Raw genomic sequence first — 24,290 nt, 5'->3', positions numbered from 1 at the left:
TCCTTCATTCTTGAAGGGAGCCGGTGTGCATATTGCTTCAAAGCAGTCGCCAAGAGAAGTCGATTCTGAACTTTGCAAGCAAATCTGATGAAAGATCAGGCCAATACGCAATGGGAGTATGAAAAAAGCATTGAGATCCTCTCATGAAATATAGCTATATCGAAAAAATTGATCGCGTTTCACTTGATCGATATATCAAATCTGCCTCCCGTTATTATGTGGGCGCCTTTGCTGCGATTACGATCGTAGCGCTCATTATCTATGCGGCCATGCAGCTTGTCCTTGATCGACATTCTGTGCAGCAAAACGTCAGTTTTCTCACCAGTAATCAATTTATTAAATTCCAGCAACTGGCCAATACGGCGCGCGCATTAATGCGTGCATCTGCAGACGAAGCTATTCCAAGCAAAGTGCTTGATAAGCTAACCGAAGAGATGCAGCATGAAATCATAGAGCTAAGCGATATTAATGCGCAATTGCTTATTCTTCATCACCGTCTTGACGAGAATTCCGCGCCCAGCGATCTTGATCTGCGTCTTCAAACTTTTTTAGAGCGGGCAGAGCGGTTGGCCGATATTGATCATATCAGTCGTGGTCGCCGTTACGCCTTTTGGGGCCCCATTGATTTTGCCACTGCGTCGGATGGTTTCATCATGCGTAGCTTCCAGGAGCAGATTCAAAAATCCTTTTCCATGAGCGAGGCGAGTATCGGTACGGCAAAGAATATCAGCGCGTTGCTGATATTGTCGCCTTTGGTTGCACTATTCATTGTGGGTGTTTTTGTCTTAATGCCATTACTTAAGAAGCTGCGGACAGAGTATGAGAGAAAGAAAATATTTGAACAAGAATTATCAATTCGTGCACACAGGGATGAACTAACTAACCTACCCAACCGCATGTCGTTCAATCAAATGTTTGATCGACTCGTCAAGGTTAAAGAACCGGATGAAGAATACTTGAAAAGTGACTCGTTCGTTCTTCTTTTGATTGATCTCGATCATTTCAAGTCGGTTAACGACATATTTGGGCATCAGACCGGCGATGCGTTGCTGGTCGAAGCTGCAAAGCGAATCTCTTCGGCTTTGGAGGACGGATCCTTCGCTGCGCGCTTGGGAGGGGACGAGTTTGCGATTTTATTGCCCAATTTTTCCAACCCCGCCGAGGCCGAAGAGGTCGCCTTGCGGATACGCAAAAACCTGTCGAAGCCTTTTACTACCGAGGGACACACGCTTCGCATATCAGGCAGTATCGGTGGTGCCATGTTCCCTGACCATGGTACGAGCGCGGGGAACATTATTCGGTGCGCCGATCTGGCACTCTATGCCGCAAAAACAAAGCGCAACAACGTGATCATCTTCAATGAGGAAATGATGGCGGACCGTCTTGCAGAAAGTGAGCTTCGAACCGCGTTGTTTAAGGCTGTCGAGAATGAAGATCTCGTTGTTTATTATCAACCCAAGATTAATATCCAAAATAATCAATTGGCGTTTGAAGCGCTGGTACGGTGGCCTCACCCAGAATTCGGAATTCTATCGCCGGGACGTTTTTTGCATCTTTTCAATACCGGATCATCGATTACATCAATGACCGAGTGTGTCGTCAATCAGGTAGCCCAAGATATCCGACGTTGGCGAGATAAGGGTTTATCTCCTGGAAGTGTGGCAATCAATATGCCGGAAGCTATTCTGATTTCCGGAATGGCCTTTGACATGCTGGCCCATGCAGTGGAGCGTCACGCGCTCAAGTGGAGTGATTTTTCGATTGAAATTACGGAAGATGTTTTTATGAGTAAATATACAGAACAAATTTCGGCAACCGTCGTCAAATTACGTGAGCTTGGAGTATCAATAGCGCTTGACGATTTTGGGACTGGTTTTGCTTCTTTAACCAATCTGCGAGATTTCCCATTTGATGATATCAAGATTGATCGAAGTTTTATTTTTAATATAGGAGTCGATGAAAAATCTGAACAAATTATTAAATCCATGATTGATCTCGCCAGAAACCTGGGAAATAGCAGTATTGCTGAGGGCGTGGAGACTGAGGCACAGTTGCTGTTTTTGCAGCAAGCAGGGTGCAATATCGTGCAAGGATATTTTTTCGCACAACCGCAACCATTCGAAACTGTAACGCGTGGATTGGAGTTAGGCGAATTTCCATATGATTCGTTTGATCCAGCACAACATCGAAATCGGACCACTGCATGCAGCGGTTCAATGTAATCCCATAAAAACTTCTACTAAAAAGAGTTGGTAATGACAAGAAACATATATTATTTCCTCACACAATGCATGGCCTTGTTGCTCCCATTGTCCCTAATATCATTCGTGCACGCTGAATCACCTTCAGCACCTGCCAATAGCGCAACTCAACCCAGCATAGAGGTGACGCATTTCTGGATTTCAAGGAGCGAAAGCAATGCCCTTGACGTATATCGCAGCGCTTGGAAGAATCTTGGCGGCAAATGGATCGATACCCCGACCAAGGATAAGCAAGCCGAATTGAAGATGGTCTCAGATCGGATTGCCAATGGCTATCCCCCTACTGTCATGCAATGGCACGCGAATGAAGGTAGCAAGGAGTTACCGACGATGGGTATCATCCGGGATATCGAAGAGGTCGCAACTGCGGATCATTGGCGAGATTTTCTGCCTCAAATTGTGCTTAATCAGATAAGTTACAAAGGGCATATTTATTTTGCGCCGACCAATATTCATGCGGAAAACTGGATATGGACCAATACAAAGATATTCGACAAACTAAAACTTCCCTCGCCGACAAGTTGGGACAGTATTCTGGATAGCGCCGCAAAAATAAAAACTGCTGGTTATACCCCCATTGCACTTGGATCTGGCACATGGGAGATTTCTCTCATCTTCAATGACATTGTTTATTCTGTTTATGGCCCTGGTGGCTATGCACGCCTGATGGCCGCGGGCGATCCGAGTTTCGCAATGCGCCCAGAGATGTTGAAAGCGCTTGGCATTTTGCGGCGTCTCAGCACTTTTGTTCCCACTGAGCGGACCGGTAAGTCTTGGGCCGACGCGGCACTCTCTGTTGGTCGGGGGAAGGCTGGAATGCAGTTCATGGGCGATTATGCCAAGGGCGAACTAACTGCCGCTGGCCTTGTCGTTGACAAGGATTACCGTTGCACGTTGGCACCGGGGACAGAGTCGGTATATTTTGTCGTCGTTGACGCGTTTGCCTTTCCGTCCACCAACAACGACCAAGATCGTCAATCCCAGCTTCGTTTTGCACGTCAAATCATGAATGTTGACAATCAGCTCGCCTTCAACCGTGCCAAGGGCTCGATTCCAGTGCGGACCGATATTCAACGCCAAAATCTTGATGCGTGCGGAAAAATCGGTTTGGATTTGATTTCGCGTCCAAACACCCAAGTTTCCGCTCAATCGATGATCATGCCATCGCAAATGTCCCAAGGGTGGATCGATATCGTTGCAGATTTTTTCAATGATCCAAAGGTGACACCCGAGAGTGCTCAGCGTCAGTTAGCGGAAGTTTTGTCGCACAAATGATCTAAGGCTAACCGGGAATACGCACTTGAATGCGCACCCCCTTCCCGGGGGTGGTGGTGATAGAAAATTCTCCGCCAAGTAGTTCGATGCGTTCCTGCATACCAAGCAATCCGAATGACTTACCCCGGTTCACCGACGGATCAAATCCTTGGCCGTCATCGCTGATTTCGAGCCAGCAGCGAGAGTTGTCCTGCACGATGGCAATATCTACAGTGGTAGCTTGCGCATGGCGGGCAACGTTGGTCAGAGCTTCTTGCACGACGCGGTACATTGCGATCAATGCCTCTTTGGTCAAGGAGCGGAACGGCGTGGGCAGGGTGACATTGCAGACCAGTCCTGTCGTAGTTCGGAATTGTTCGGCCAGGCTGTCCAATGCCTCCCCCATGCCCATGTCGAGCACTGGCGGGCGAAGCGAAGCAGCAACATTGCGCACCACCTGGATGGTTTCGTATGCGTTGGATGTCAATACCTCCAAGCGTTCGGTTAACCATGCATTCTCGTTTCCCATGCGATAGAGAATCGTACTGAGTCCGAGGTGCAGGGCGGTCAAGTGTTGACCGAGTTCATCGTGAAGTTCATGGGCAATGCGCTTGCGCTCCTGTTCCCGGTCGGTTTCCCGGTGGGAACTCAATTCCTGAAGCTGGCTGTAGGACTCGTGCAGACGTCGTTCGGCTTCCTTGCGCTCGCTGATGTCGCGGGCAAGGGAAAGTGTCAGGTCACGATCTTCAAAGCGGATGGCGCTGGCAGTAATTTCAACGGGAAAGATCGTGCCGTCGCGTCGGCGGTGTCGGGTCTCGAAGGTAAGGGAGCCTTTTGCCAAGATCTGTGCCGTGGCTGAGGCAATCATTTCAGGTGAAAAGTCGGGGTCGATCGCAGTCACATCCATACTGCACAATTCCTCGGCGCCGTATCCGTGCGCCCGACATGCTTCCTGGTTGACGTAGAAGAAGCGGCCTTTTCCATCCATCAAGTAGGCCGCTTCGCGCACCTGATCCAGCGCGAAACTCGCCAAAACCAAGTGCCTGTTGCTCTTTTGTAGTTCTGCTGTGCGCTGGGCTACCAGCTCTTCCAATTCTGCTCGATAGTGCCGCAATTCCTCGTTCTGGGCCGTGACCTGCAACTGGATACGTCGCAGGTTGACATGGGTCGCGACGCGGGCTAGCAGTTCTTCGCGCCGGTAGGGCTTGGTGACGTAGTCAACCGCGCCGAGTTCGAATCCGCGGATCTTGTCGTCGGTTTCAGTCAGAGCGCTGAAGAAGATAACCGGAACATCCCGCGTTTCTGGTCGCGCCCTGAGTTGCCGGCAAACCTCGAATCCGTCCATGTCCGGCATGCGTATGTCGAGCAATACAAGGTCGGGTGCCTGATGGGCGGCCGAGCGCAGGGCCAGTTCTCCGCTGATCGCCGAACGGACCGAGTAGCCGGCCTCTTTCAAGAGATCGGAGAGAACCTTGAGCGAAGTTTCAGTGTCGTCGACTGCGAGAATACTTCCCTTGTTCGCCATCTGTTCTCCCTGTTTATACGGCCTCTTCGCCGAGTGCGTTCAGTATCGATTGGTAGTCAAAGCGCTCGACGAGGTCGGACAAGGTTCGGGCCAAGGCGGGGGCAACGATCTCGATGTGGGAAATGAGGATTGCCATGCGCTCGCCGTCGAGACCCAGGGCCGCGTCGCCGAGATCCTTGCGGAGATCGGGCAGCAAGCCCGCCAGCATGTGCGAAGTCAGCTTTGCTGCAGGTTGGGTCGGTGTGGCCTGTTCGGCCATCTGCCACTCAAGTTCGAGCAGGCTGCCAATGGTTTTCAGCAGCGCATCCAACGGCACGGGTTTGCCGAGAAAGGCATCGCAGGCATCGACGAACGTCTGCTTGCGCGCGCCGTCGGTGACGGTCGCTGACACGCCGATGATGCGCAGGGCGTCGAACTTGGTTTGGCGCCGCAGTTCGCGGGCCGTTTCGATACCGTCCAGTCCCGGCATGACTAGGTCGAGCAACAAGAGGTCGGGGGGCGACTCCTCGGCCAGGCGTATGGCCTCCCTGCCCGAGCTTGCCGTTCTCACGTCGAAACCGAACGGAACGAGAATGTCGGACAGCAACACGACATTGATGGGGTTGTCGTCCACCACCAGAATATGTTTACGCGCGCCAAGATAACCGCGGATTTTTTGATGGTTCGGTGCGGAGGTTGTTTTGCCGATAAGGGCCGTGGGCAGCAAGGCATGGAAGCGAAATACGCTGCCCAAGCCAAGGCGACTGGTTGCCGTCACGTTCCCACCCATCAGTGCGGCTAATCGGCGGCAGATCGCCAGACCCAGGCCCGCGCCTTCGCCCCGCTGTGCTTCGGTTGCCAGTTGCGTGAAGGGTTCGAAGATCGCCTCCAGTTTGTCTTCGGGCATACCGGTTCCCGTGTCTTCCACTTCACAGACAAGTGTGCCGCCGTTATGTGCGGAGTAACGGGCACGCAGAGTGATGCTGCCAACGGGGGTGAATTTGACCGCATTGGCCAAGAGATTGAGCAGGACTTGCCGGACCCGGATTTCGTCGCCAAGCACCCAAGGTGGAAGCGATGGATCTGACTCAAGGTGCAGGCCTAGGCCTTTCTGAATCGCCCGGGGGCGCGTGATGTCGATGACCTGCTCCAGTAGCTTGTCCAGGGAAAAGGGAGCGGGTGTGATCTCCATCTTTTGAGCTTCGATCTTGCTGAGGTCCAGAATGTCGCCAATCAGGGTCAGCAGGTGCTCGCCGCTGGCGTGCATGACACCGAGCTGCCGCTGCTGCTGCCCCGTCATGTTGTCTTCTCGGGACAGTATCTGCGTATAGCCGAGGATTGCGTTGAGCGGTGTGCGCAGCTCGTGGCTCATATTGGAAAGAAAAACGCTTTTGGCGCTGTTGGCGGTTTCAGCGGCATCCTTGGCCTTGCGGATAGTCAGTTCCGCCACGATGGCGTCGATCACCAGCTTGCGCGTTGTCCAGCCGTATAGCTGGCACATGATGAAAAGGCCGATGGCCATGATACCGAAGGGAAGGGGAACGGTTGTTCCGAAAAGGCCCGAGAGGATCGTCGGCGCGAGCATCCCAAAGGTGAATATGGCCAGACAGCCCCGGTGCGCGGCCAGCGCCTGTGTGGAAGCAATGGCAACGACACCGATGGCAACCAGTTGCAGAGCCAAGGTAAAGGGGGCGTCTGTCAAGCCGGGAAGCAGGATAACGCTTCCCCAGACGCTGCCGCTGATCGCCTGGCTGACCATGAGAAAGCCCGTGAGACGTCGGCGCTGGGCGGGTTGTTCGAACGATTTTTGCAGGAAGAAACTGATCGCCGCATTGGTCATTTCCGCTGCCACCACCACGGCCAGCCATGTCCACAGAAAATCGTGACGAATCACATCCTTCAAAAACAGTGCTTGTGGCCCGTACCCGAGAAATGAAAACAAACCGGATGCCATCTCTTGCTTGCCCAAGCGTCGGGCAAGGTCTTTTTCGACCGTTTCCCGGTTCTCGTCCAAGATGGTTGACAGCGGTACCTGCGCGCTAGGGCTTTCCATGGTGGGTTTGCTTTCGCTATCTTGATGGTGGGATTCCGGTGCTTCTGGCGTGCTTGTGCCATTGCTTACTGGATTATTGCCGTTGCGTAGTGGGATTGTGCAATTGCAAATAAGAAAAGTTGTCGGTCTGTGAGTAAAGAAATCCCTACATGCGATTGCTGAATCCCTACAGAACAAACAAGATTGCCTGATAGGCGGCATCCTGAATCTGGGCCATTCTTCCTCCACTGTTCTTCGTTTCAAGGCGAACGGATTTTGATAGCGGGGAAAATCAATGTCGGTGTCGGCAGAAAAAAATAAGTCCGTACCCAATCACAACAATGGTGTGTTGGCGGGTGTGGTGGTCTTGCAGGATAGGGAGTTCGCTCAGTTCAGTGACATGATGTACCGCATTGCCGGCATCAACATGGCGCCGACCAAGAAGCCGCTGGTTTCCAGTCGCCTAGCCAGGCGACTGAAACATTACAACCTGGGCAGCTACGCCGACTACTTCCGGTTGATCAATTCACCCCAGGGAAAGGACGAATTGCAGATGGCGGTGGACATGTTGACCACCAACGAGACGCACTTCTTTCGCGAACCCAAACACTTTGATTTTTTGCGCCAGCGCATCCTTCCTGAGCGCCGCAAAGGCATGAGTTTTCGTGTGTGGAGCGCGGCGTGCTCCAGTGGCGAGGAGCCCTACAGCGTCGCCATGGTTCTCGATGAGCTGTTGGGAAACCAGCCCTGGGAGGTGGTGGCGTCGGACATCAGTACCCGTATTCTGGACAAGGCCCGCAATGGTCTGTTTAGTCTGGAGCGTTTACCTGAGATCCCCAAGCCGTATCTGAGTCGCCATTGTCTCAAGGGGGTTGGCGAATATGACGGCACCTTGTTGATTGATAAAACCTTGCGTGAGCGGGTGCGTTTCTTGCCGCACAACCTGACGGACGTACCCGGGAAGCTCGGTGAGTTCGATGTGATATTTTTGCGCAACGTGATGATCTATTTTGATCAGGAAACCAAGCAAAAAGTGGTGAGAAATCTGCTGCCATTGCTTCGCCCTGGTGGCTATTTCTTGGTGGGACACTCGGAGACGCTCAATGGGATCACATCCGAGGTCAAACCCGTTGCGCCGGCGATATACAGAAAGCCCGACTAATGCACAAGTCGGCGCATACGGTCGATATCTTTCTGCATCCGGGCGATGTCTTTTTTGGGGGCCACGACACACGCATACGAACCTTGTTGGGCTCTTGCGTGGCCATCACGATGTGGCATCCGGGCATGCTGGCCGGCGGCATGTGCCACTACATGCTGCCACGCGTTCCGCGTGAAAGACAGCATGCACTGGATGGCCGCTACGCCGATGAAGCCATGGAGTTGATGTTGTGCGAGATACGCGAAGCCTACACCGCGCCCATGGAATACCAGGTCAAGCTTTTTGGTGGCGGGCATATGTTCTCTGCGCACCAGGCCGCTGGCGTAGAGCATGTGGGCAAAAAAAATGTGGAGATGGCGCACGTGTTAATGAAGCGCCACGGCTTTTCGACGCACGCTGAACACTTAGGGGGGGCGGGATATCGCAACCTGATGTTTGATCTGTGGAATGGTCACGTCTGGATGTGTCACCAACCACCGGTGCTTAGCGGTATTTCAAAAGGCGCGCTATGCGAGCAGTGAAGGTGTTGATCGTCGATGATTCTGCCGTGGTACGCCAGGTGCTTACGGCCACGCTCGGTGAGGACCCGGGAATCGAAGTGATTGGGGCTGCGTCCGACCCGGTGTTTGCTATGGAGCGTATGCGCGTTCAGTGGCCGGATGTGATTGTGTTGGATGTGGAGATGCCGCGCATGGATGGCATCACCTTTCTAAAAAAACTCATGGCCGAGCATCCCACACCCGTGGTGATTTGCTCCACGCTGACCGAAAAGGGCGCGGCCACAACCATGCACGCACTGGCTGCCGGGGCGGTCAGCATCGTCACCAAGCCCACACTGGGTCTCAAGCAGTTCTTGCAAGACAGTTCTAATGATCTGATCAGCGCGGTGAAGGTCGCGGCGCGTTCCAATGTGCGCCGCTTGGTCCCGGCCGGTGTGCAGCAAACCGTTCCACCCAAGCTGTCGGCCGACGCGGTGCTCCCTGCATTCACCCACGCCATGGCGGAGACCACAGATCGGGTGGTGGCCATTGGAACCTCCACCGGGGGCACCCAGGCGCTCGAAGCTGTGCTCACCTCGCTGCCTCGCGTGTGCCCAGGTCTTGTGATCGTTCAGCATATGCCGGAAAAATTCACAGAGGCTTTTGCCAACCGACTCGATAGCTTATGCAAGCTCGAAGTGCGTGAAGCAAAAAGTGGAGACCGCGTCATTCCTGGGCGGGCATTGATTGCACCTGGGGGGCGCCACATGCTGCTCAAGCGCAGTGGCGCCCAGTACCACGTGGAGATCGTCGATGGCCCGCCGGTGAGCCGCCATCGTCCCTCTGTTGACGTGCTGTTTCGCTCCGTGGCCAAGTGCGCGGGCCGCAATGCACTGGGCGTCATCATGACGGGCATGGGGGACGATGGCGCGCGCGGGCTGAAGGAACTACATGACGTTGGCGCCCGTACGCTGGCCCAGGATGAAGAGACCTGCGTGGTGTACGGCATGCCCAAGGAGGCGGTGAAACTCGGGGCTGTGGATCGGGTGTTGCCGTTGAATGACATCCCCGCGGAGATTCTTCGGGCGCTGCAGGGCGCGCGCTAATGGGCCATTCGCTCACACAGTCTGCTTGGGCCGACATGTCCGCCAGAGGCCGTTTGTTTACGGATGTGTTCGAGTTCAGCTCGGACCCCTTGGTCGTTGTTGATCTGCGGGGAACGATTATTGAAGCCAACGCAGCCATGGCCAAGATGACAGGGGTTTCGTGCGCCCAGCTGCTGGGCAGCGAGTTTGTTCTTTATTTTTCCCAGCCTGAACTGGTTCTGCAGATTCTTCAGCGGGTGTTGCTGGAGCGGGAAGTGCGGGACAACGCTTGGAAAGTCGTAAATGCAAATGGTGGTGTGACTGATATTGTTTGCAATGCGACTCAATTCTGCGACGCGACGGGTGATGTGCGAGGCATCTTTTTTGTGTTGCGCGACGCAACGGACCTGCGGCAATACGAATCGCAGATGCTGTTTCAGGCCAGCTACGATGCTTTGACCGCCTTGCCAAACCGCAGACTCTTCTGTGAGCAACTGGAGCGGGCTATTGCGCTGCGCCGTGACCAGGTGCTGGGAATTTTGTTCATTGACCTCGACAACTTCAAAGATATCAACGACACATTGGGGCACGCCGTAGGGGATGAGGTGCTCAAAGCTGTGGCCTGGCAACTGATGTCCTCAATGGGTGCATCTGACACCGCGGCTCGGATGGGGGCCGATGGATTCTCTGTGCTGATCGGGGACGGCGGTAGCCAACCGGCAATCAGCCAGCGGGTGAAAGCTCTGTTGAGCGACATAGCTCGACCGCGCGTTATTGAAGGCCACGAAATCATTGTGAGTTGCAGCATTGGCGTCACGATCTACTCCTCTAATCAGGGTGATAGCCATGCGCTGCTGCGTAACGCCGAGGCGGCCATGTACCGAGCGAAAGACGCCGGAAGGAATAGAGCCCAGTGGTTCACCCCCGAAATGGATTCAGCCATACAACGGCGCGTTGACCTCAGTAGTCGGCTGCGCAGCGCTCTCAAAAAGGCAGAGTTCACCTTGCATTTTCAGCCACGCGTGTCGCTGGGCCATGGGAAAGTGACCGGGGTTGAAGCGCTGATCCGCTGGTGTGCGCAGGATGTGGGTCAGATATCTCCCGCCGATTTCATCCCCATCGCCGAACGCAACGGCATGATTCTGCCCATAGGGGAGTGGGTATTGTTTGAGGCGTGCCGCCACGCACGGCAGTGGCAGGACGAGGGCAATGTCGCAGTCAATGTGGCGGTCAACCTATCGGCTCGCCAACTGCGGGACACCGACATCTTCAAGCTGGTCGTTCGTGTACTGGAGGAAACGGGTTTGCCCGCCCATTTGCTCGAACTTGAGCTGACCGAGAGCATGTTGGTGCATGATGCGGCGCGAGTTTTACAAGCGTTGGAGGCATTGAAGGAGATTGGAGTCCGCCTCTCCATTGATGATTTTGGAACGGGCTATTCGTCGCTCAGTTACCTCAAGACTTTTCCACTGGACTATCTCAAAATAGATAGGTCCTTTGTGGTGGATTTGCCAGACGATTTGAATGATGGCGCCATTGTTCGAGCCATTATTGACATGGCACATACCTTGGGAATGAAGGTCATTGCAGAAGGTGTGGAAACACGTGCGCAACTGGATTTTTTGCTGGCACACGATTGCGATGAGATGCAGGGCTATTACTTCAGCAAACCATTGCCGCAAGATGAACTGAAAGAGTTGTTGAGAAGAAAACGAAAACTGGATTTCTGAGTTAGCTCTAGCCTTTGTCCTGGTTGAGGCCATCAATTTCAGTTCTGATCTTTTCAAAGATCAAATCAATATTGGATTCTTTTTTCGAACAAAGATAGGTCAATGTCATAAGGCTCAGGACATGAATACCAATGGTTTGGGCGAGCACATGGACCTTGTCCAGGGTAGGGCTTTTCTGTCCCCGTTCAAGCGTACTTAAGTAAGTCCGGCTTGATACATCAGCAAAGTCTTCCTGGGTAAGTCCATTCGCCTTTCTTGCTTTTCGCAAAGCCTTCGCAAAGGCGTGTCTAAGTTCCATATGGAAATGATCTTTTGAAGATTTGTTATAGGCTTATCCTGTCAAAATGAACACCATAGAACTACAATCTATAGCGTTCATTTTTACAAAAAAAGTAGTTTTGCAGCGAAGGATTTAAGTACGAATCGATGTGTGCTTTCCCAGTCTCATCACGATTTATCGACCACAAATCTGTTTGGATGAACTTGATGCATGTGAAACCTACGAAGTTGTTGAAAGCAGGTGTTTGTTCGGTGCGCGCAAGCAACATCGGCCCGAACTTGGTGCAAGCGTTGGTTGGTTGGTTGGCGTTGTGTTGGTGTCTTGGTCTGCCAACTGTTGTATGGGCAACCGACCCATTGGATCCTCTGCATGCTGAGGCGGGAGAGGAAAGAACTAGCGTACGCGTGATCGAACTCAATCGGCTGCTTGAGGCGAATGCCAAGCAACGAGAAATTGATGCGTTGACGCAACGCAATGCGCAACAGGCCGCAGAGTTCCAGCAGCGCTGGTTATGGACACTGTTCGGAAACGGTGCTCTTATTTGCGCCGGAGGCGCGTATTTCTTGCTCCATCTGCGGCGTTCCAATCGCAAGCTGAAGATTCTGAATGAGAAAGTGCGGCGCTCTCAGAACAAGCTACAGGCTACCCTGGACGCGATGCCGGACTTGTTGTTCGAGCTGGGGCTGGATGGCCGTTACTACAGCGTTCATCCCCCCCAATCCAGTTTGCTGGTTGCGCCGCCTGAAAATCTCATCGGAAAAACGGTGTTTGACGTTATGTCCGCTGAGTCGGCGGGTGCCTGCATGTCAGCACTGCGCGAGGCTCACGAAACCGGCACGTCGTTTGGCAAACAGCTGGAACTGAAACTCCCGCACGGAACGTTCTGGTTTGAACTCTCGGTCGCTCGCAAAAATGTCGTTGCGGGGCGGGAGCCGCGCTTCATAGGTCTTTCTCGGGACATTACCGAGCGCAAGCGCATGGAGCAGGCGTTGAGCGAACGGGAGCAGCGTTACAGAGGAATTTTCGACAATGTTCTGGATACGCTCTATTTACTCGAAGTGACGCCCGACGGGCGTTTTCGCAATCTTGAAGTCAACCCCGCATTTGAGAAATCGTCAGGTATATCCAACACAGAACTCGTCGGAAAATTCATCGAAGAAACGGTGTCACAAGAAATCGCTGAGCTCGTTACTGCCAAATACCGCAGATGCATTGCGGCGGGCACGGCGATCGACGAGGAATTATCGCTCGATATGCCCAGTGGGCTGCGCCACTACCATTCAACCCTTATTCCCGTGCGCGACGACAGCGGTCGCATTTACCGCATCGTGGGGATCTCGCGCGATATTACCGAACGCAAGCAGATGGAGCGTCGCCTAGAGGAGTCGCAGCATTTGCTACGCCAATTGGCGGCCCGCAATGAGGTTGCGCGTGAGGATGAGCGTCGGCATCTCAAACGGGAGTTGCACGATGAATTGGGGCAGTACTTGTTGGCGCTGCGCTTGGGTATTTCGGTGGTGGACTTGGAGTTCGGGGCGAGCAATGTGTCTCTGCGGGAAAAGACGCTGCGCTTGGTTGATATGGTGGATTCCACCATCAAAGTGGTGCGTGACGTCGTGACTTCGTTGCGACCAGCGGCGCTGGACATGGGTATCGTGTCGGCTCTGGAGTGGTTGGCCGGCGACTATGCTGAGCGAACCGGCATCCAATGTGAACTGCATTTACGCGAGGACGATATCCATTTGGATGACATGCGTGCCACGGCGATTTTTCGAATCGTTCAAGAATCGCTTACCAATATCGTGCGGCACGCGCAAGCGACTCAAGTGAACATCACGTTGGAGCAAAAAAGCGAGTGCGTCTGGTTAGAAGTGCGGGACAATGGCAGAGGATTTGATCCTTCCCAGCGCCAGGAAAAATCCTTTGGGCTGGTTGGTATCCGGGAGCGGGCGCTACTTTTGGGAGGGAAGGTGGAGATATCTGGTACACCGGGCTGGGTAACAGTCCGTTTGGAATTTCCTATTCATCATCAGCCAATGAATGCGGTAGAGACATGATACGGGTATTGATAGCTGATGACCACGCCATCGTGCGTGAGGGGTTGAAGCAACTGTTTGCCTTGGACGTCGATGTCGTGGTGGCGGGTGAGGCGACCGATGGTGCTCAGGTATTGGAGGTTTTGCGTAGAGAGCGCTTTGACGTGGTGCTGCTCGACATGACCATGCCTGGAGTAAGCGGGGTGAACCTAATTAACCGTATCTGTGCGCAGGACGGAGCTCCTCCCATTCTGGTTCTCAGCATGCACAACGAACTGCAGGTTGCTCGGCGTGCGCTCAATGCGGGGGCGTCGGGTTATCTGACCAAGGACAGTCGGCCCGAGATATTGATTGCGGCCATTTGCAAGGTGGCGGCCGGCGGGCGCTTCATTGATCCCAGTTTGGCTGAACAAATGGTGTTCGAGGTGGGGAGTTCTGCGCAACGCCCGCCACATGAGCTTCTTTCGGACCGTGAATTTCATATTCTGCGGCTGTTGGTTCGGGGCATGAGCGTTAACGACGTCGCCGAAGAGCTGGCTATTAGTAACAAGACCGTCAGCACCCACAAGGCGCGGCTGATGCTGAAAATGAACTTTCAGAATAACTCTGAGCTGGTGCGTTATGCCGTTGCGCATGGCTTGATTGAGTAAATCCCTACAGACAATCAAGATCGCCTGACAGCGCAATGGCACGATTACCGATACGCTCTCGGTATATGCAGTATCGAGTTGACAATGATCCGGTTGCTGGTCGCTGACGATCATGCCCTCATGCGAGAGGGTGTGAAGCAGATAGTTGCCCTGAGTGACGACGTGGTGGTTGCGGCTGAAGCCGAGAATGGTGCTCGGGTCATGGAGCTGCTGCGCGAGAGAGCGTTCGACTTGATGCTGCTCGATCTCACCATGCCCGACGTCAGCGGCGTAGACCTGATTTGCTGGGTGCAAGCCAAATTTCCGGCACTTCCCATTCTGGTGTTGAGCATGCATAACGAACCAGCAGTCGTCGTGCGTGTGCTGCGGGCCGGTGCAACCGGCTACCTGACCAAGGACAACGATCCGCAAGACCTGATGGCCGCCATCCGAAAGACTGCTACTGGGGGACAGTACATCGACCCCAAACTGGCTGAGCGCATTGCGTTTGCGGGGAGCACCGATGGCCAAGCGCCCCGTCACCAACGGCTGACGGATCGCGAGCTCCACATCCTTCGGCTGTGGAGTCTTGGCAAAAGTATCAATAACATCGCCGAGGAATTGGCCATCAGCAATAAGACGGTCAGCACCCACAAAGCGCGTCTCATGGAGAAAATGGGCATTCACAGCAATGCCGAGCTGGTGCGCTACGCGCTGGCCCATGGCTTGGTGGACTAACCCCTCTGCCATTGAAGGCAATCCCTACGGGTGCTGCCTTTCTCCTTACGCCAAAAACAAGAATTCCTGATGGTTAAACGGGTGTGGTGTCTCTACGATACGCGCGGCGAAGTGCCATAGCCAAAAGGAAATACCTGATTGTGGCGCGGTTCATCAACTGGTTTGCAGAGCTGAAAATTGCGACGGCGCTATGAGTAATTTTGGGCTGGGTTGGGTTCATTCTCTCTTGCGCATGGCGGTAGGTCTGCGTGCGTTGGTTAGTGGTTGGTGCCTAATGCACAAGCGCGAGGACCAGTTCCCTTACGAGCGCGAACACGAGATTGGGGCCCTGTCAGACGCCCTTCCGGGCATGGTGGCCAGCTTTCATTTGCGTGCGGATGGCTCTATTTGTATGCCCTATGTTTCCCTGCGGATTTGGGAGCTCTTCGGCCTGCATCCTCAAGACGTCGTTGTTGATGCACGCCCCCTCTTGGCACGGAGCCATCCCGACGACATCCGCCGGGTGCGTGAGTCGGCTGTCAAATCGGCGCGCACCATGACGCCCTGGCACGAAGAATGCCGCATCGTGCATCCCACACGGGGGGAGCGCTGGATAGAAGGCCACAGTAACCCGAGGACTCACCCGCAAGGCTGTGTGATCTGGTACGGCTTCGTCCACGACATCACCGAGCGCAAGCAGGCGCAGATTGCGGTTCGAGAGCGACAGGAGTTTCAGCAACGTGTTGTCAAGTTTGCGGAGGTTGCGCCCGGTGCGCTGTTCACTCTGAGATGCAACCGGGATGGCCAACTGTCCATGCCCTGGGCTGCGGACAAGCTCGTGGAAGTCGTCGGCTGCTGGCCCGAAGATGCGCGCCAGGATATTTCGGCCTTGACCGCCTGCATTCACTCCGGTGATGTAGATACCTGGCACCACGCCGCTACTGTGTCGGCGCAGACCCTGCTGCACTGGCACTGTGAGTTTCGTCTGGCCCATCCGATTCATGGCGAAGTCTGGATCGAATGGCGAGCCAACCCCGCGCGCGAATCACAAGGTAGCGTGTTGTGGCATGGCTTCATGTATGACGTCACAGAGCGAAAAAGCAACGAACACCAGCTGATGTTCATGGCCCACCATGACACCTTGACCGGGCTGCCCAACCGTGTTCTTCTGACGGATCGCATGCAACAAGCCATCGTACAGTCGCATCGAACCGGTGAGTTCCTGGCCGTGCTGTTCATTGATCTGGATGGTTTCAAGCCCGTCAACGACCAATACGGCCACGCGGCGGGTGACCGTATCTTGATCGCGATCGGGCTGCGCTTGACACATATGCTGCGCAATGGCGACACGGTGGCGCGCATCGGTGGCGATGAATTTGTTGTGCTGTTGCAGGGGCTCTCCAGCGTAGAGGAGTGTGAGCGCTCGACCCAGCGCCTGCTCAAGGCGATTGCCGAGCCCGTTCTCGTTGGCGAGCAATCCATCATGCTGTCTGCCTCCATAGGCATCGCACTCTATCCAGACGATACTGATGATGCCGACAGCCTGCTGCGTCGTGCCGACGAGGCCATGTACACCGCCAAGCGGACCGGGCGCAACCAGTTCGTGTTTTTTGGCAATGATGCACAGCGAGTCTCCGTATTGGACGGCGGTATGGTGCATGACCTGCGCCTGGCGTTGGAGCTGGATCAGATTGACGTGCACTACCAACCCATTGTCGACCTTGCCACAGGTCGGGTTCACAAGGCCGAGGCGCTGGTGCGTTGGAAGCATCCCCAAAAGGGGTACGTGCCGCCTGTGGAGTTCATTCCCATTGCGGAAGAGTCGGGTCTCATCCATGCCATTGGCAATCGGGTCTTACAGAAGGCGGTGCAGACTACCCGCGAGTGGAACGGTGTTTGCGTTGACGGGGTCTTGCGGCGCATCAGTGTCAACCGCTCGCCGCGCGAGTTCTATGGCTATGACGGGGCCGATGACTGGATTTCGCATATGAACACCCAGGGAGGGTGTGCCAATATGCTGTCCCTGGAGATCACGGAAGGGTTGCTGCTCAGCGATCACCCCAAGGTGCTGGCGCAACTAAAGCAACTGCGCGCCATGGGCATGACGGTCGCCCTGGATGATTTTGGGACAGGGTACTCGTCGCTCTCCTACCTGAAGAAGTTCGACATCGACTACATCAAAATTGATCGCTCCTTTGTGCTTGACATTGTGGACGATCCCGCGGACCGGGCCATTGTGGAATCCATCATCGCCATGTCGCGCAAACTGGGTATCAAGCTGATTGCCGAAGGCGTGGAAACGCAGGCTCAGGCCGCGTTGCTGGCCGCTGCGCACTGTGATTTTGCCCAAGGCTATCTTTACGCCAGACCGATGCCGCAGCAAGAGTTCCTCGCCTTTGTCCGTGCTGCCGAAAACACTCCGCTGTCCGTGCCTGTTCTGTTCAACCATGTCAATCAAGACTGACGCCCCCAGAATCCGCCCGCACCTGACCATCGCTGGCTTGTTGGTGTGGTGGTTGATCTGCTGGTGGGGAACCGGAGTCTGGCGGGATGCAGCGACGACCCAGACTTACGACAACGCACGCCAGCGCACCGAACAGTTCGTCTCAACCGCCGTTGCCGGTTACGAGCGAATTATCGCCACGCGGGGCGGCATGATTCGTGTCCTCGCCCGCGAAAAAACCTACCGTGATGCCCTGAGTCGACATTCGCCCCAGTCCGACGGCGACGAGGACGAACGTCGCCGTCGCTGGACTTCCGATTCCCAACTGGCCGCGGTCAGTCGCCAGTTGGCCACCGCCACCCGTGATTTCGGCATGCGGTCGATCTGGCTGATAGATGCCAACGGTGACTGCATTGCGTCAAGCAATGCTGGGGAGCCGAGGGATCACGTCGGTACCCGCTATGCCGACCGGGACTATTTTCGAGAGGCTCTGGCCGGGCGCTCCACGCATCAGGTCCATTTCGGACGGCGGCAACTCGGTGCCAGTATTAGCTTCTCCGCGCCAGTGACAGACCGGAATGGGCATGTCATTGGTGTTTTGGTGGGTGGCAACGATTTGTCGACCTTCAATAACTTGCTCGATCAAGCTGAGGCGTTTTTGACGGATCGCCATGGTGTCGTGGTTCTGGCCAAGAATCCTGCCATGCTTATGCAAGCGCTGCCCAACGCGCCCGTGCAAAGTCTTGACGTCGAAACTCGACAGAATCTCTACAAGACATCTGACATCCCCACACTGACCCTCCAGTCGCAGCAAGATGGACGCTTCCCCGAGCTGTTGCGATACGCCGATAGCACCGCCCCGGGCATTCTTGGTAGCAACTCCATCACCGATGGTGACCTTGTTGTGTACGTGCTCCAGCCACTGCCGCAATTGGCCGAACTAACCTACCGTCGCGCAATTTACGCTAGTGGGCTTGGCATTGCCGGCACTGTGTTAGTGCTGCTCGGGGTCGGCGTGATCCTGTATCACCGGCAACGCCGTGCGTCCCTCCTCGCCTTGGCCGAGCGTGAACAGCGTGTGGTGCAAGCGCGCAACTTTCTGGAGCAGATCGTCAACGCCATTGCCGATCCACTCTTCGTCAAGGACCATGAGCACCGCTGGATACTGGTGAACGAGGCCTTTTGCAAAATCCATGGACGTCCACGTGAAGACTTCATTGGAAAATTCACGCACGAGGTGTTTCCCGAGTCTCTTGCACAAAAAAATTGGGACGCGGACGAGAGGGTTTTGAGCGCTGGCATCGAAAACGTCACCGAAGAAAAGCTCACTAGCAGTCACGGCATCACGCACATCGTTGTTAACAAGAAAGTGCCCTATACGGACGCGTTGGGACGACGATTCATCGTCGGCATCATTTCCGACATCACCGAGCGCAAGCAAGTGGAGCGCCTGATCCGCGCCAGGGAGCGGGAGTTCCACAGTCTGGCTGAAAACTTGCCACTTGCCGTCATTCGCTACGACACCGAGTGCAGGCGCAGTTACCTTAACCGTACGGCGCAAAGAATCCTGAGTGGCAGCAGTACCGAGTTTTTGGGCCTGCTTCCTGGCGGGGACAACGTTTCCGCAAGCCCAGCAATGATTGCGAATTACCGGGGCAAGATGGAAGAAGTGCTGGCGACGGACCTCGCACTGGAATTGGATTTCGTGCTGGACGAGCTCCCCGCAGATCAGCAAAGGCATTACGAAGTTCTGCTTGTGCCCGAACATGGCGCCAATGAAACTATCTGCGGCGTTTTGTCGATCTGGTACGACATCACTGAGCGTAAGCTGTTGGAGAATGCGTTGAAGCAGCGCGAGACCGAATTCCGTGCGTTGGCCGAAAACCTGCCAGACCCGGTATTCCGTTATGACCGCGACTGCCGTCGTGTTTACGTCAATCCGGCTGCGATCCGAATCACCGGTATGACGGCTACGCAACTGCTTGGCAGTGTACCAACCGGTTGCGCAACAATCACGCCCGAAGATGCCGCCAACACTATGGCGGCCATTCGTGAGGTCGTCGCAACCGGTGAGCGCCGCAACTTCTATGTCGGATACATCAACAGCGATGGTTCAGTCAGCGACCACCAGGGGCTGCTGGTGCCTGAGTTCGATGCTAGCGGTCAAGTGGCAACGGTGCTCACCATGGCACACGATGTCACATCTATACGAAGAGCCGAACGGCATGCGGCGAGCTTCTTCGCCAACATGCCCGGTTTCGCCTATACCCTGCGCGTGTCGCCCGATGGGCGCCAGAGTTTGCCCTTTGCCAGCAGTGGCATTGAGGACATCTACGGTCTGCGCCCAGTGGATGTGCGGGACGATGTGTCGCCCATGCATGCGCTGGAGGACCCCGATGACGTGCTGCGCATAGTGGCTTTGGGCACCCTGGCGGCGAAAACGATGCAGCCGTTCCAGGTCGAGTTCCGTGTCCAGCGGCCGGGTCAGCCTGAGCGCTGGGTCGAGAGCCGCTGCGTGCCGCAGCGCCAGGCTGAGGGTGGTTTGCTCTGGCACGGCGTCATGCTCGACATCACGGATCGCAAGCTTGCCGAGCAGCGACTCAAGGAAGCGCTGGAGTTCAGCAACGGGGTTATCAACGCAGTTCCGGACATTCTGTTTGAGGTGGACCGCGAGGGCAGATACCTGAATGTGTGGACGCAATGCCCGAATGTACAGGCCGCTCAAAAATTGGAGCTGCTGGGCAAGACGATTTATGACGCACTCACTCCAGAAAATGCCGCAACCACCATGCAAGCCATCGTAGAGGCCGATGTAAGAGGTTCGTCTTATGGCAAGGCCATCTGCATTGGTCAACCAGACGGAGAAGTACGCTGGTACGAACACTCCATTGCAAGGAAGTCTGGCTATGCGCCATCGCAAGTGACGTTTCTGGTTTGGTCGCGCGATGTGACAATGAATATTGAGGCGCAGCAGCGTCTGGATGAAACCAGGGAACGTCTATTAAGTGTGCTGCAGACCATGCCGGATATGGTTTGGCTCAAAGACGCGACTGGGGTTTACCAATTATGCAACCACGCATTCTCACGCTTGACCGGTATGGAGGAGTCCTATATTTTTGGCCGAACCGACTACGATCTTTTTGATGCCGAATTGGCTGACTTCTTTCGCTTGCAGGATTTGAAAGCGATTGAGGCAGGCACCATTCGCTTGAATGAGGAATGGGTCAATTACGCTGACGACGGGCGCCGAGCCTTGTTGGAAACGCGCAAGGTGCCGGTTTACGGAACCGATGGCAAGGTTACAGGTGTGCTCGGCATTGCCCGCGATGTCACTGAACGAAACGAAGCTGAACTGGCCTTGCGGGCCAGCGAGGCGCACATTCAGTCGCGCAATGAGCTCTTGCAGGCTATCGTTGAGAGCTCTCCCGAGATCATCATTTTTGCGCTGGATACAACGTATCGTTACTTGGCCTTCAACCGCAAACACCGGGTGACGATGCAAGCCATTTGGGGGAACGACATCAGCATTGGCACGAATATGCTGGATGTGATTGGCGACCACCCCGACCGCTTGGTAGCCCAAACTAGCATGGCCCGTGCTTTGGCAGGCGAGAGTTTTGTGTTGGAAGAAACCTATGGCAGCGAGCTGCTTTCCTGCCAACATTGGTTGAACCATTGGGCACCCATCCGTTCGGAGGCCGGTGAGGTCGTGGGCCTGACATGCTTTGTCTTGAATATTTCGGAACGCAGGATCGCGGAGGAGCGCCTGCGACGATCCCGCGATATTGTGCGTGCGCTGGCCGCGCACCAGGAAACCGAGCGCGAGAAGGAGCGCAGACGGCTGGCCTACGAGATGCATGAAGACCTAGCCCAGAACTTTGCAGCCCTGCGCCTGCACCTCGCGTCGCTGGAGATGGGCGATGCTGACGCCAAACACGCGGAAGTGCTCAAAACTATGCACAGCATTGCAGACCACGGCATCGCCCGCATTCGCGGTATGGTGTCCGCGCTGCGGCCCGCAGTACTCGACTTGGGGTTGATTTCTGCCTTGCAATGGCTGACGGATGATTTCAAGGGCGTTGGCCTCGATTTCGTCCTGACCCTGCAAGATGGCATTGTGCTCAGCGACGCATCGAGCACATTCTTGTACCGTGCCACGAAGGAAGCCCTGTTGAATGTTGCCCTGCATGCGGCGGCCACGCAGGTGACTGTTTCACTCGTTGCCGACGAGGGCGTCTGCTGCCTGGTTGTGCAGGACAATGGTTGTGGCTTTGACCCGGCAGCACCGCGCGGTGATGGTTGCTTTGGCCTGATTGGTCTAGCCGAGGCGGCGCTTCACCTGGGGGGCGAGTTATTAATTGAATCCTCTCCTGACCACGGCACCACGCTGGAGATCCGCATCGTTGGCGTGTGATAGGTGTGGGTTGCAGTAGGTGCATCCCTACGGACTTCGTTGCATATCCCTACAAGTAAATCAGACCGGTCCGATGGTCCGATTGGATGGATTTTTGTAGTCTGTCGTCTTCCGGCTATTCCCACCGAGTGTCCCTATGATTTTTGAACGCATGAAACTATCGCAGCGTCTGCTCGCTTTGTTGCTCATCATCCTGCTCAGCTTTGTGGCCTATGGCGCTTGGTCGTTCAAGGTACTAAACAACCTGAAGGTCAACGGACCGTTCTATCAGCGCATTGTGCAGGGCAAGGATCTGATCGCCGACATCCTCCCGCCCCCTGAGTACATCATCGAGTCCTATCTGGTGACCCTACAGCTGATGGCCGCACCGCCCGCCCAGCGCCCGGCCCTGATTGACAGTTTCAAAGCCTTGAAAAAAGACTATGACATCCGGCACGACTTTTGGGTCAAGGAAAATCTGGATGCGGCGCTCAAGGACCAATTGCTCAACCAAGCCGACAAGCCGGCACAGGCGTTCTACCAAGTCGCCTTCGGTCAATTGATACCGGCCTTGGAAAAGGATGACACGGCCGCGGCCAATGCTGCGCTGGACGCCATGAAGCAAAGTTACGATGCGCATCGCAGCGCCATCAACACCCTGGTGGAGCTGGCCAACAAACGCAACGAAACCGACGAAGCCAATGCCCGATCGGCAATCGAGAACGCTAACTGGGTCATGCTGGTGCTACTGCTGTCCTCCAGTGGCTTGGTCACCCTGATCTTTTGGAGAATCGTGCGCAGTTTGCTCGCCCAACTCGGGGGCGAGCCCAACGACGCAGCCGACATCGCCACCAGGATTGCGTCTGGCGACCTGACGGTTGCCATCCATACCGCGCCCAACGATCGCGGCAGCTTGATGGCGGCTATGAAAGCCATGCGCGACAGTCTGGTCGGCATCGTGGGTGGGGTACGTGCGGGTACCGACGTCGTCGTCAGCACTACCAGCCAGATTGCCGCAGGCAATCAGGAGCTGGCGACACGTACCGAAAACCAGGCCAGCGCGTTGGAAAATACGGCCAGCGCGATGGAGGAACTGACCAGTACTGTGAAAGCCAATGCCGACAATGCGCGCCAAGGTAACGAGCTGGCGACCTCGGCGTCGCTAGTGGCCGTCAGAGGGGGGGAGGTGGTGGCACAGGTGGTTCAGACCATGGGCTCCATCAACGACTCTTCCCGCAAGATCGTGGACATCATTGGTGTCATCGATGGCATTGCGTTCCAGACCAACATCTTGGCCCTGAACGCGGCAGTGGAAGCGGCCCGCGCCGGGGAGCAAGGCCGGGGCTTTGCCGTGGTGGCGTCTGAGGTGCGTGGCCTTGCTAAACGCTCGGCCGACGCCGCCAAGGAAATCAAAACCCTGATCGACGACTCGGTCAGCAAGGTCGAGGTTGGCAGCCGCCTGGTTGGCGAAGCTGGGGAGACAATGGGCGACATCGTCGAAAGCGTCAAAAAGGTGACCGACATCATGGGCGAAATTACCATCGCCAGCCGGGAGCAGTTCCTGGGCATCGAGCAGATCAACATCGCCATTGCGCAGATGGACTCGGTCACGCAGCAAAACGCCGCGCTGGTGGAGGAAACCGGAGCCGTGGCTCACGCCCTGCAGGACAAGGCTAGTGATTTGTCCCGGATGGTGGGCGTCTTCCACTTGAATGGGATGCCCACCATCAACCGGAGTCAATCTCGAAACGCGACTGTTTTGATAGCATCTCACGCCCTTTAGACGACGGCATGCAGCAACAGCAAATCACCTCCATCCGTGAATTCTTGGCCTTCAAACTCGGAAACGAGGAGTACGGCATCGACATCTTGCGGGTGCAAGAGGTTCGCTCCTACGAGGAGCCCACCCGTATGGCGCACGCACCGGCTTTTATCAAGGGAATGATCAATCTGCGCGGTGTGATCGTACCGATCATTGACATGCGCATGAAGTTCAACCTGGAGCAGGTGAACTATGACGATGCGACAGTGGTCATTATGCTCAACATCGGCGAGCGGGTGATAGGTATGGTGGTTGATGGAGTGTCGGATGTCATGACTCTCATGCCAGACCAACTGCGTGCGGTGCCCGAATTGTCGTCGGTCATCGGAAACGAGCACCTGTTGGCTCTTGGTGCGTTGGAGAATCGCATGTTGATCCTGCTGGACATCGTTACGCTCATGCGCAGTGCAGAGATGGGCTTGGTCAGTGAAGCTATGCATTAGTCTAGTACCGTAGCCCACGC

At 55.2% G+C, this 24,290-nt stretch carries 16 protein-coding genes; 13 read left to right on the top strand and 3 right to left on the bottom strand.

Annotation, left to right across the window (positions count from 1 at the left end):
• Positions 1-143: 143 nt before the first annotated feature.
• Entirely contained in the window at positions 144-2,222 is a 2,079-nt protein-coding gene (locus J2X15_RS19840) for a putative bifunctional diguanylate cyclase/phosphodiesterase (RefSeq protein WP_310346328.1), read from the top strand.
• Between the two features lie 162 nt (positions 2,223-2,384).
• The gene (locus tag J2X15_RS19835; protein WP_310346326.1) at positions 2,385-3,536 is read left to right on the top strand and encodes an ABC transporter substrate-binding protein; all 1,152 of its coding nucleotides are present in this window, start codon (positions 2,385-2,387) and stop codon (positions 3,534-3,536) included.
• A 7-nt stretch (positions 3,537-3,543) separates the two neighbouring features.
• Here the strand turns inward: J2X15_RS19835 and J2X15_RS19830 are convergent, their stop codons facing one another.
• Both J2X15_RS19830 and J2X15_RS19825 read right to left on the bottom strand, forming a co-directional pair.
• Entirely contained in the window at positions 3,544-5,040 is a 1,497-nt protein-coding gene (locus J2X15_RS19830; RefSeq protein WP_310346324.1) for a hybrid sensor histidine kinase/response regulator, read from the bottom strand.
• 13 nt (positions 5,041-5,053) lie between these two features.
• Positions 5,054-7,072, bottom strand: coding sequence for an ATP-binding protein (locus tag J2X15_RS19825; RefSeq protein WP_310346321.1), 2,019 nt, complete (start codon positions 7,070-7,072; stop codon positions 5,054-5,056).
• A gap of 274 nt (positions 7,073-7,346) precedes the next feature.
• Between J2X15_RS19825 and J2X15_RS19820 the strand changes: the two genes are divergently transcribed.
• From J2X15_RS19820 to J2X15_RS19805, 4 genes are read left to right on the top strand one after another with little or no spacing between them, the layout of a single operon-like run.
• A complete protein-coding gene (locus J2X15_RS19820) occupies positions 7,347-8,213 on the top strand; it encodes a CheR family methyltransferase (protein WP_310346317.1) in 867 nt (288 codons plus the stop codon).
• A complete protein-coding gene (locus J2X15_RS19815; protein WP_310346316.1) occupies positions 8,213-8,734 on the top strand; it encodes a chemotaxis protein CheD in 522 nt (173 codons plus the stop codon). The genes J2X15_RS19820 and J2X15_RS19815 overlap by 1 nt, the downstream gene beginning before the upstream one ends.
• Complete coding sequence (locus J2X15_RS19810) at positions 8,722-9,798, top strand: protein-glutamate methylesterase/protein-glutamine glutaminase (protein ID WP_310346313.1); 1,077 nt, start codon at positions 8,722-8,724, stop codon at positions 9,796-9,798. The genes J2X15_RS19815 and J2X15_RS19810 overlap by 13 nt, the downstream gene beginning before the upstream one ends.
• The gene (locus J2X15_RS19805) at positions 9,798-11,507 is read left to right on the top strand and encodes a putative bifunctional diguanylate cyclase/phosphodiesterase (RefSeq protein ID WP_310346310.1); all 1,710 of its coding nucleotides are present in this window, start codon (positions 9,798-9,800) and stop codon (positions 11,505-11,507) included. The genes J2X15_RS19810 and J2X15_RS19805 overlap by 1 nt, the downstream gene beginning before the upstream one ends.
• A gap of 7 nt (positions 11,508-11,514) precedes the next feature.
• On the opposite strand, the gene J2X15_RS19800 is transcribed toward J2X15_RS19805, so the two are convergent.
• On the bottom strand, positions 11,515-11,805 hold the full coding sequence (locus J2X15_RS19800) for a helix-turn-helix domain-containing protein (protein ID WP_310346307.1): 291 nt from the start codon (positions 11,803-11,805) through the stop codon (positions 11,515-11,517).
• Between the two features lie 386 nt (positions 11,806-12,191).
• Here J2X15_RS19800 and J2X15_RS19795 point away from each other — a divergent pair, with 386 nt between their 5' ends.
• The 7 genes from J2X15_RS19795 to J2X15_RS19765 all read left to right on the top strand — a co-directional run bounded on the left by J2X15_RS19795 (position 12,192) and on the right by J2X15_RS19765 (position 24,270).
• A complete protein-coding gene (locus J2X15_RS19795) occupies positions 12,192-13,844 on the top strand; it encodes a PAS domain-containing sensor histidine kinase (protein WP_310346305.1) in 1,653 nt (550 codons plus the stop codon).
• The gene (locus tag J2X15_RS19790; RefSeq protein ID WP_310346302.1) at positions 13,841-14,473 is read left to right on the top strand and encodes a response regulator; all 633 of its coding nucleotides are present in this window, start codon (positions 13,841-13,843) and stop codon (positions 14,471-14,473) included. Before J2X15_RS19795 ends, J2X15_RS19790 begins: the two co-directional genes overlap by 4 nt.
• A gap of 84 nt (positions 14,474-14,557) precedes the next feature.
• On the top strand, positions 14,558-15,190 hold the full coding sequence (locus J2X15_RS19785; RefSeq protein WP_310346299.1) for a response regulator: 633 nt from the start codon (positions 14,558-14,560) through the stop codon (positions 15,188-15,190).
• Between the two features lie 274 nt (positions 15,191-15,464).
• Positions 15,465-17,633 carry a putative bifunctional diguanylate cyclase/phosphodiesterase gene (locus J2X15_RS19780; protein ID WP_310346296.1) on the top strand — a complete coding sequence of 723 codons (2,169 nt, stop codon included), beginning with the start codon at positions 15,465-15,467 and terminating at the stop codon, positions 17,631-17,633.
• Positions 17,617-22,026: a PAS domain-containing protein gene (locus J2X15_RS19775; RefSeq protein ID WP_310346293.1), complete on the top strand. Its 4,410-nt coding sequence runs from the start codon at positions 17,617-17,619 to the stop codon at positions 22,024-22,026. Before J2X15_RS19780 ends, J2X15_RS19775 begins: the two co-directional genes overlap by 17 nt.
• Positions 22,027-22,162: 136 nt before the next feature.
• Complete coding sequence (locus J2X15_RS19770; protein ID WP_310346291.1) at positions 22,163-23,788, top strand: methyl-accepting chemotaxis protein; 1,626 nt, start codon at positions 22,163-22,165, stop codon at positions 23,786-23,788.
• Between the two features lie 8 nt (positions 23,789-23,796).
• Positions 23,797-24,270, top strand: coding sequence for a chemotaxis protein CheW (locus tag J2X15_RS19765; RefSeq protein WP_310346288.1), 474 nt, complete (start codon positions 23,797-23,799; stop codon positions 24,268-24,270).
• Positions 24,271-24,290: the final 20 nt, after the last annotated feature.

Source organism: Rhodoferax saidenbachensis, from assembly GCF_031457975.1.
GTDB lineage: Bacteria > Pseudomonadota > Gammaproteobacteria > Burkholderiales > Burkholderiaceae_C > Allorhodoferax > Allorhodoferax saidenbachensis_A.
This window is presented reverse-complemented; position numbering and strand designations above follow the sequence as displayed.

What these genes read in the sequence shown, in the direction of transcription:
- J2X15_RS19840 (WP_310346328.1), top strand. Translation starts at nt 144, where the DNA reads ATGAAATATAGCTATATCGAAAAAATTGATCGCGTTTCACTTGATCGA.
- J2X15_RS19830 (WP_310346324.1), bottom strand. Translation starts at nt 5,040, where the DNA reads ATGGCGAACAAGGGAAGTATTCTCGCAGTCGACGACACTGAAACTTCG.
- J2X15_RS19825 (WP_310346321.1), bottom strand. Translation starts at nt 7,072, where the DNA reads ATGGAAAGCCCTAGCGCGCAGGTACCGCTGTCAACCATCTTGGACGAG.
- J2X15_RS19820 (WP_310346317.1), top strand. Translation starts at nt 7,347, where the DNA reads ATGTCGGTGTCGGCAGAAAAAAATAAGTCCGTACCCAATCACAACAAT.
- J2X15_RS19815 (WP_310346316.1), top strand. Translation starts at nt 8,213, where the DNA reads ATGCACAAGTCGGCGCATACGGTCGATATCTTTCTGCATCCGGGCGAT.
- J2X15_RS19810 (WP_310346313.1), top strand. Translation starts at nt 8,722, where the DNA reads ATGCGAGCAGTGAAGGTGTTGATCGTCGATGATTCTGCCGTGGTACGC.
- J2X15_RS19805 (WP_310346310.1), top strand. Translation starts at nt 9,798, where the DNA reads ATGGGCCATTCGCTCACACAGTCTGCTTGGGCCGACATGTCCGCCAGA.
- J2X15_RS19800 (WP_310346307.1), bottom strand. Translation starts at nt 11,805, where the DNA reads ATGGAACTTAGACACGCCTTTGCGAAGGCTTTGCGAAAAGCAAGAAAG.
- J2X15_RS19790 (WP_310346302.1), top strand. Translation starts at nt 13,841, where the DNA reads ATGATACGGGTATTGATAGCTGATGACCACGCCATCGTGCGTGAGGGG.
- J2X15_RS19785 (WP_310346299.1), top strand. Translation starts at nt 14,558, where the DNA reads ATGATCCGGTTGCTGGTCGCTGACGATCATGCCCTCATGCGAGAGGGT.
- J2X15_RS19780 (WP_310346296.1), top strand. Translation starts at nt 15,465, where the DNA reads ATGCACAAGCGCGAGGACCAGTTCCCTTACGAGCGCGAACACGAGATT.
- J2X15_RS19775 (WP_310346293.1), top strand. Translation starts at nt 17,617, where the DNA reads ATGTCAATCAAGACTGACGCCCCCAGAATCCGCCCGCACCTGACCATC.
- J2X15_RS19770 (WP_310346291.1), top strand. Translation starts at nt 22,163, where the DNA reads ATGATTTTTGAACGCATGAAACTATCGCAGCGTCTGCTCGCTTTGTTG.
- J2X15_RS19765 (WP_310346288.1), top strand. Translation starts at nt 23,797, where the DNA reads ATGCAGCAACAGCAAATCACCTCCATCCGTGAATTCTTGGCCTTCAAA.